This window comes from Aequorivita sinensis (assembly GCF_006346335.1).
GTDB lineage: Bacteria > Bacteroidota > Bacteroidia > Flavobacteriales > Flavobacteriaceae > Aequorivita > Aequorivita sinensis.
Genome location: NZ_VDMC01000005.1, coordinates 151157 through 159142, shown reverse-complemented (window position 1 = coordinate 159142; position 7986 = coordinate 151157). Strand labels below are relative to the sequence as shown.

Here is a 7986-nt window from a genome sequence, read left to right as displayed (position 1 = left end):
TGTGGGGCCGATTACAAAGAATAATTTAAATGTTTTTGCTGATTGATTATTAGTTGTAATATTTTAGTAAAAGACTAAGATTTAAATATATTATAAAAAGTTCCTCCCCTTCTTTAAAGGGGAGGTGCCGAAGGCGGAGGGGTTACTCCGTGTGATAATTTTATATGAAAGAGAAAAAAAACAAACCGAAATACGCATTAATAACTGGAGGGTCACGCGGGATAGGTCGTGCCATTTGTATACAATTAGCAAAAGATTTAGACTATGGTCTTCTAATAAACTATAACGGCAACAAAGAAGCAGCTCAACAAACCCTAAACGAAGTTGAAGCCTTAGGAGGAAAAGGTGAAATTATGCAATTCGACGTAACCAATGCCGAAGCTGTAAATAATGCACTGGACGCTTGGCACTCAGAAAACAAAGAAGCTGTTATTGAGGTAATTGTAAACAATGCAGGTATTACCAAAGACGGGTTGTTTATGTGGATGAACCAGGACGATTGGAATAGTGTTATTAACACTAGTCTAAATGGTTTTTACAATGTTACCAATGCTCTTATTCAGAAACTGTTGGTTAATAAATACGGGAGAGTAATAAATATGGTTTCAGTTTCTGGACTAAAGGGAACACCGGGCCAAGTAAATTATTCTGCTGCAAAAGGGGCGGTTATTGGAGCAACAAAAGCCTTAGCTCAAGAAGTTGCTAAACGCAATATTACTGTAAATGCAGTAGCACCAGGATTTATAAATAGTGATATGACTGCTGAGCTTGACCAGAAAGAGCTTAAAAAAATGGTTCCAGCCAATCGTTTTGGTGAAGCAGAGGAGGTAGCGCATTTAGTAAGTTTTTTAGCATCCAATAAAGCTTCATATATTACCGGGGAAGTTATTAATATTAATGGAGGTATTTATTCCTAAATTGAACGAAAAGTGAGAAGAGTAGTTATAACCGGTATGGGTATTTATTCTTGTATAGGGAAGAACCTAGAAGAAGTAAAAGAATCGTTATACAACGGAAAATCTGGCATTATCTGCGACGGAAAACGCAAAGATTTTGGTTACCGTTCTTGTTTGACAGGATGGGTAGAAGAGCCAGATTTAAAGAAACAACTTTCTCGTCGCGAACGTGTTAGTTTAGGTGAAGAAGGAGCGTATGCGTACGCAGCTACTTTGGAAGCCCTAAAAAATGCAAAAATAGACGAGCAATTTCTAGAAAAAAATGAAGTAGGAATTCTCTACGGCAATGATAGTACAGCAAAATCGGTAATTGAATCGGTAGATAAAATTCGAGAAAAGAAAGATACTACTCTTGTAGGGTCAGGTGCCATTTTTAAAGCAATGAACTCATCTGTAACGATGAATCTTGCAACTATTTTTAAGTTGAGAGGGATTAATTTTACAATTAGTGCAGCTTGCGCAAGTGGGTCGCATTCTGTTGGGATGGCATATTTTTTAATTAAAAACGGATTACAAGACTGCGTAATTTCAGGAGGAGCTCAAGAAATAAACGAATTTGCTATGGGAAGTTTTGATGGCTTAGGAGTTTTTTCTACTCAATTAGATCCAACTAAAGCTAGTCGTCCTTTCGATAAAGATCGCGATGGCTTGGTGCCTAGTGGTGGAGCTGCTACCTTAGTAATAGAAAGTTACGAAAGTGCAGTAAAGCGTGGCGCACCAATTTTAGGCGAAATTATTGGGTACGGATTTTCATCCAATGGGGATCATATTTCTACTCCTAACGTCGATGGCCCTTCTCGAGCAATGAAAAAGGCCTTACAGCAAGCAAATATTAAAGCATCAGAAGTAGATTATGTAAATGCACACGCAACTTCAACTCCTGTAGGAGACGCCAATGAAGCCCTTGCAATCACCGATGTATTTGGTGAAAATGGCCCTTGCGTTAGTTCAACAAAATCAATGACAGGACACGAATGTTGGATGGCTGGAGCTAGCGAAATAATATATTCAATGCTTATGATGGAGCATTCTTTTGTTGCACCAAACATCAATTTGGAAAGTGTGGACGAGGCTGCTTCAAAATTAAACCTTGTTAACAAAACGTTAAACAAAAAAATTGATGTATTTTTGTCGAATTCATTTGGCTTTGGTGGTACCAATTCCGCATTAATTATTAAAAAATGCAAACTTTAGAAATGAACAAAGAAGTTATAGTAGAAAAGATCAACTACTTTTTGGTAGATGAATTTGAGGTGGATAAAGATGATATAGAACCAAATGCAAACCTAAAGGAAACGCTTGAGTTAGATAGCTTAGATTTCGTGGATTTGGTGGTTGCTATTGAAGCTAACTTTGGAGTTAAATTAACTGGTGAAGATTTTCAAAACATTCTAACTCTTCAAGATTTTTACGATTTAATCGAAACAAAAATCGGATAAAACACCCTATTTTAATATGGCGGGCGAGTGGGAAGGCAAAAGCAAAGGCACCGTTTTAGGGTATAAAATATTCATTTTTTTTATAAGAAAACTTGGTGTTAGGGCAGCTTATGGCTTGCTTTACTTTGTTGCGCTTTATTATGTTTTCTTCGCAGGAAAGAGCACCCAATCTATTTATTACTATTTTCGAAAAAGACTTAAATATTCAAGCTTCAAAAGCTTGGTGAGTATTTATAAAAGTTATTACGTTTTCGGAAAAACTATTATCGATAAAGCCGCAATCTCTTCAGGCTTAAAAAATAAATTCACTCATGAATGTGATGGTGTCGAAAATATAACCGACTTGCTTGACAAGCAACAAGGAGGAATACTTATTAGTGCTCACGTTGGGAATTTTGAAATCGCTGAATTCTTTTTCGAAGAAATTGATACTAGATCTCAAATTAGTCTTGTAACCACAGATGCTGAACATCGAAATATCAAAGAGTATATGGAGAAAGTTACTGTGCGTTCTAAGATTAAATTTATTTTGGTGAAGGACGATATGTCACATATATTTGAAATTAATAACGCATTGAGTAATGGAGAATTAGTCTGCTTCACTGGCGACAGATATATGAAAGATCAAAAGGTGTTGTCGGAATCGTTGTTGGGGAAAGAAGCTAATTTTCCAGCAGGACCATTTCTTTTAGCCAGCAGATTAAAAGTGCCTGTATTGTTTGTTTATGTTATGAAAGAAACTAACAAGCATTACCACTTATACGCTCGAAAAGCCGAAGTGAAAAGCCGAGATGCACAAGGGTTGTTAAAAAAATATACAGAAAGTGTAGAGTGGATGTTGGGAAAGTATCCTTTGCAGTGGTTTAATTATTTTGATTTTTGGGAAACAGATGACTAATTTTTATCTTTTTTGCCACCTAACTAAAGGACTAGCAAGACCTTTTATGGTAAGAAAAGTTTTTCTGTAGGAAGTCATTATCCCAGCGTATCCAGCAAGGTGTCCAAGATCTTGTAGGTGTAAATAAACAGCTTATGAAAGAAGTATTAATAGTATATTATTCTCAAACTGGACAGTTAACTAATATCTTAAATAATATTGCAACAACGCTCTCTGGTGAAGAAGTAAATATTTCTTATCACGAAATAGTTCCGAAGAAAAAATTTCCCTTCCCTTGGACTCAAGAAGAATTTTATGGCGTTTTTCCTGAAACTTTTCTTCAAATTCCAACACCTTTAGAAGCAGTACCACCTAATGTGCTTCAAAAGAAATACGACTTAGTAATTTTAGGATATACAACTTGGTATTTAACCCCGTCAATTCCTATAAATTCATTTTTAAAATCGGAAGAAGCTAAAGTCTTACTTAACAACACTCCTGTAGTTACTGTTTCCGCAAGTAGAAATATGTGGATTATGGCTCAGGAAAAAGTTAAGAAGTTGCTACAAGCAAACAGTGCTAAACTAGTTGGGAACATAGCTTTGGTAGATAAAAACCTAAATCACATTAGTGTTATAACAATCGTACATTGGCTAATGGGCGGTAAAAAAACAAGAATGTTTGGCGTCTTCCCGAAGCCAGGAGTTTCTGATAGTGATATTCAAGCTTCATCGCGATTCGGAGGCCCAATTAAAGCGGCTTTGTTAAAAAATGACTATTCAGATTTACAAAGTAATCTATTGAGTATTGGAGCAGTAAAGGTTGAAGCATCACTTATTGCCACGGACATTAGAGGAAACATGGTTTTTACAAAATGGGCTAATCAATTAATTAAAAAAGAAGGCGAAGAAAGAAAGAAATGGCTCGTTTATTTTAAATATTATTTGTTATTTGCAATATGGCTTATAGCCCCAATAGTATTTATTGTATTTTTACTTACCTATCTCCCCATGTATCGTAAAATACAAAAAGATATAGCTTATTATTCATCAGTTGAATTAAAGAAGGATTAATGAAGAACGTTTACATTACTAGAATTTCGAAGTTTTTACCTAACGACCCCGTTGAAAATGAGGAAATGGAGGAGAAACTTGGTATAATTAACGGCAAGAACTCAAAAGCACGCCGAATTATTCTTAGAAACAACCAAATTAAAACGCGTTATTACGCCATCGATAAAGATGGAAATGTAACTCATAACAATGCACAGTTAGTAGCAGAAGCAGTCGAGGCTTTGTGCGACGATACTTTTAGCAAAAACGATATCGAACTACTTTCTTGCGGAACTTCAAGTCCAGATCAAATCCTACCAAGCCACGCAGCTATGGTACACGGATTTTTAAAGAATGGAAACCTTGAAGTTAATTCTCCTTCGGGTGCTTGTTGCGCGGGAATGAATGCTTTAAAGTACGGCTATATGGCTGTGAAGTCTGATCAAGTAAAAAATGCAGTTTGTACAGGTTCCGAGAGAACTTCTTCTTGGATGAAATCTGATATTTTTGAAGATGAAGTGGCTCATTTAGAATCAATAGAAGAGCAACCTATTCTAGCTTTCAACAAAGAATTTTTGCGTTGGATGCTTTCTGATGGTGCTGGAGCTGTGCTTTTAGAAAGTGAACCAAACGGAAAAACACCCCTAAAAATTGAATGGATGGAAGGCTATAGCTATGCCTTCGAGCTTGAAACATGTATGTATGCAGGTGGAGATAAGTTAGAAAACGGACACCTAAAGCCGTGGAGTGAATATCCCGCAGACGAGTGGGGGAAAAGGTCACTTTTTGCTATGAAGCAAGATGTAAAATTACTTGGTGAAAATATCCTTCAAAAAGGTGTGGCAAGTATGAAGTTGGCTATGGAAAAGCACAATATCACAGAAGATGATATCGACTATTACCTACCGCATATTTCTTCATATTACTTTAAAGAAAACCTATATAAAGAAATTGAAAATCAAGGGCTCCATATGCCTTGGGAAAAATGGTTTTTAAACCTTCAAAAGGTAGGGAATGTAGGTGCAGGTTCAATTTATCTTATGTTGGAGGAATTAATTAATTCCGGAAAACTTAAAAAAGGAGATAGAATTTTCCTTCAGGTTCCTGAAAGTGCGCGATTTGCATATTCTTACGCATACCTAACAGTAGTATAAATGATTAAATTCACGGAAGAAATAACGGATAAAGATTTCATCGGAAAATTGATTCCTCAGAAAGCGCCGTTTGTAATGGTAGACAAACTACTTCACTTTGAAGAAAATAAAGTAGTAGCAGGCTTTAGCATTTCCGAAGAAAATATTTTCACTCAAAACAAAAAGTTTACTGCGACAGGTTTAATAGAGCATATGGCTCAATCGGTTGCACTTTATACGGGTTATAAATATCATTTAAAAAATGAAGAAGCACCAATAGGTTATATTGGAGCCATAAAAAAAGCTGAAATTTTTAAACTTCCAGAAGTGGGAGCAGAATTAAAAACAACTGTAAATATACTCCACGATATTATGGGAGTTACACTTGTTAATGTTGAAACTGAATACGATGGAAAAGTAATTGCATCTAGTGAAATGAAAACAGTATTAGCTAACTAATGAAGTCTACCGATATTTCAGATATTGATATTTCAAATTTTCTACCACATCGTAAGCCGATGTTAATGGTAGATTCGGTTGTGGATATAAACGATGATTCTGTTGCAACGAAATTTTATATAGCTGAAGATTGTGTTTTTATAAAAAACGGAAGTCTATCGGAAACTGGACTTATTGAAAATGCTGCACAAGCAGCTTCTGGGGTAGTTGGACAAACATTTTTTGAAAAAGACGACGTAAAAGGAACGGGCAACAAGCTAGTTGGTTATATAAGTGCTGTAAGAAAAGTGGAGATACTTCAGTTACCGAAGGTAGGTGAAACTATTATAACAAAGGCAAAACTACTTTCACGGTTTGACACAGGCGAAATGACAATGTGCAGTTTAGACACTGAAACCTATATCGATGAAAAATTAATTGTATCTTCTACTATGAATTTTTTAATACATGAGGTCTGATAATGAAAAAGGAAGAAGTACCACAAGATAAGAGTAATTTAGAATCTGCAAATTTTCGCGAACTCTGTTATGCGATTGACGAAAATGGTGAATATACCACAGCAAATAGCACTGGTTGGGAGCCTAAAACAGTGGCATTAAATAATGCTATTGATGAAATAAACGAAAGAATTGAAGATGCAAAAAAGCGTGTTTTAGAAGGAAAAACTAGCCCGATAGAATATTATATGGAACTCCATAAAATGGATGTTGGGATTTTAGCGAGCTATGTTGGTTTATGGCAATGGAGGGTAAAAAGACATTTTAAACCTTCGGTTTTTAAAAAGTTAAAAACTAATACTTTGCAAAAATACGCTGAGGTTTTCGAAATTTCAGTCGATGAGTTAAAAACTGTAAAGTGATAATTCTCAAAATAATAGACATTTAATTCCTTTAATGAGCGCTTTTAAAACTTCGTAATTCATCCAGTTAAAACCTAAATTTTAACCGAATACAAATTGCCGCAACTCTATAAATACGATAGTTGTTTCTTATTTAGATTTGTGGTTAAAAACATTAATATTGAAAGAAGAAACCATAATTAACTTTACCCACCATCAAGCTGCTCACTGTGAGAACGGGGTAGTTTCAAACTTGATGAAACACAACGGCTTTAGCGTTAGCGAGCCTATGGTTTTTGGTATCGGCAGTGGATTGTTGTTTTGTTATATACCATTTCTAAAAGTAAATCACGCACCTGTAATTACATATCGCGCTATGCCTGGTCATATTTTTAAAAAATTTGCCAAGCGTACTGGTATAAAAATGAAGCGTGAAAAGTTCAGTAATCCAAAAGAAGCGCAAAGCAAATTAGATGAAAATCTGGAGCGCAACAATCCTGTTGGTTTACAAGTGGGCGTCTATAACCTTTTATATTTTCCTGATGAATACCGTTTCCATTTCAACGCTCACAATATGGTGGTGTATGGAAAGCAAGATGGCCGTTATTTAATTAGCGACCCAGTAATGGAAGAAGTTACTTCACTTTCTGAAAAAGAATTGGAAAAAGTGCGTTTTGCTAAGGGGGCCTTTGCACCTAAAGGGCATATGTATTATCCTATTTCTTTTCCTGAAAAATTGGAACTTGAAAAAGCTATTGTTTCAGGAATTAAAGATACTTGTAAAACCATGCTTGCGCCCATTCCAATTGTAGGAGTGAAGGGAATTAAAACTATTGCAAATTTAATTCGTAAATGGCCTAAGAAGAAAGGAATTAAAACTGCGAATCATTATCTAGGTCAAGTAGTGCGAATGCAGGAAGAAATAGGAACTGGAGGCGGTGGATTCCGATATATTTATGCAGCATTTCTTCAAGAATCTGGTAAGTTATTAGGAAATGAAAACCTGACAGAACTTGCAAAAGAAATGACTGAAATCGGGGATTTATGGCGTGACTTTGCCGTTGAAGCTTCAAGGATTTATAAAAATAGATCGCGAAGTGATGTAGGACAATCCGAAAATTATAACCAAGTAGCAAATCAGTTAGACCATATAGCCGACTTAGAAAAAGTGTTTTTTAAGAAATTGAAAAAGGCAATCTAATTAAGTTTTAAAATCCCTTAGTGGGATTTAG

General features: G+C 35.6%; 10 protein-coding genes. All 10 read left to right on the top strand.

Annotated features, from left to right (window positions below; genetic code table 11):
• Positions 1–164: 164 nt before the first annotated feature.
• The 10 genes from fabG to FHP04_RS08165 all read left to right on the top strand — a co-directional run bounded on the left by fabG (position 165) and on the right by FHP04_RS08165 (position 7955).
• Positions 165–917, top strand: a complete 753-nt coding sequence (fabG, locus tag FHP04_RS08210) for a 3-oxoacyl-ACP reductase FabG (protein ID WP_139855611.1) — start codon at positions 165–167, stop codon at positions 915–917.
• Between the two features lie 12 nt (positions 918–929).
• Complete coding sequence (locus FHP04_RS08205; protein ID WP_139855610.1) at positions 930–2150, top strand: beta-ketoacyl-[acyl-carrier-protein] synthase family protein; 1221 nt, start codon at positions 930–932, stop codon at positions 2148–2150.
• A gap of 2 nt (positions 2151–2152) precedes the next feature.
• Positions 2153–2395: an acyl carrier protein gene (locus tag FHP04_RS08200; protein WP_139855619.1), complete on the top strand. Its 243-nt coding sequence runs from the start codon at positions 2153–2155 to the stop codon at positions 2393–2395.
• A 16-nt stretch (positions 2396–2411) separates the two neighbouring features.
• Complete coding sequence (locus tag FHP04_RS08195; RefSeq protein ID WP_139855609.1) at positions 2412–3293, top strand: LpxL/LpxP family acyltransferase; 882 nt, start codon at positions 2412–2414, stop codon at positions 3291–3293.
• A gap of 134 nt (positions 3294–3427) precedes the next feature.
• The gene (locus FHP04_RS08190; protein ID WP_139855608.1) at positions 3428–4345 is read left to right on the top strand and encodes a dialkylrecorsinol condensing enzyme DarA; all 918 of its coding nucleotides are present in this window, start codon (positions 3428–3430) and stop codon (positions 4343–4345) included.
• On the top strand, positions 4345–5478 hold the full coding sequence (locus FHP04_RS08185) for a beta-ketoacyl-ACP synthase III (protein WP_139855607.1): 1134 nt from the start codon (positions 4345–4347) through the stop codon (positions 5476–5478). The genes FHP04_RS08190 and FHP04_RS08185 overlap by 1 nt, the downstream gene beginning before the upstream one ends.
• On the top strand, positions 5479–5916 hold the full coding sequence (locus tag FHP04_RS08180) for a hypothetical protein (RefSeq protein WP_139855606.1): 438 nt from the start codon (positions 5479–5481) through the stop codon (positions 5914–5916). It begins immediately after the preceding gene.
• Positions 5916–6374 carry an ABC transporter permease gene (locus tag FHP04_RS08175; protein ID WP_139855605.1) on the top strand — a complete coding sequence of 153 codons (459 nt, stop codon included), beginning with the start codon at positions 5916–5918 and terminating at the stop codon, positions 6372–6374. The genes FHP04_RS08180 and FHP04_RS08175 overlap by 1 nt, the downstream gene beginning before the upstream one ends.
• Positions 6375–6376: 2 nt before the next feature.
• Entirely contained in the window at positions 6377–6775 is a 399-nt protein-coding gene (locus tag FHP04_RS08170) for a hypothetical protein (RefSeq protein ID WP_139855604.1), read from the top strand.
• Between the two features lie 160 nt (positions 6776–6935).
• Positions 6936–7955: a BtrH N-terminal domain-containing protein gene (locus FHP04_RS08165; RefSeq protein ID WP_246051405.1), complete on the top strand. Its 1020-nt coding sequence runs from the start codon at positions 6936–6938 to the stop codon at positions 7953–7955.
• Positions 7956–7986 lie beyond the last annotated feature (31 nt).

Coding starts and splice junctions, on each gene's coding strand:
- FHP04_RS08190 (WP_139855608.1), top strand. CDS start 3,428: ATGAAAGAAGTATTAATAGTATATTATTCTCAAACTGGACAGTTAACT.
- FHP04_RS08200 (WP_139855619.1), top strand. CDS start 2,153: ATGAACAAAGAAGTTATAGTAGAAAAGATCAACTACTTTTTGGTAGAT.
- FHP04_RS08185 (WP_139855607.1), top strand. CDS start 4,345: ATGAAGAACGTTTACATTACTAGAATTTCGAAGTTTTTACCTAACGAC.
- FHP04_RS08170 (WP_139855604.1), top strand. CDS start 6,377: ATGAAAAAGGAAGAAGTACCACAAGATAAGAGTAATTTAGAATCTGCA.
- fabG (WP_139855611.1), top strand. CDS start 165: ATGAAAGAGAAAAAAAACAAACCGAAATACGCATTAATAACTGGAGGG.
- FHP04_RS08195 (WP_139855609.1), top strand. CDS start 2,412: ATGGCGGGCGAGTGGGAAGGCAAAAGCAAAGGCACCGTTTTAGGGTAT.
- FHP04_RS08180 (WP_139855606.1), top strand. CDS start 5,479: ATGATTAAATTCACGGAAGAAATAACGGATAAAGATTTCATCGGAAAA.
- FHP04_RS08175 (WP_139855605.1), top strand. CDS start 5,916: ATGAAGTCTACCGATATTTCAGATATTGATATTTCAAATTTTCTACCA.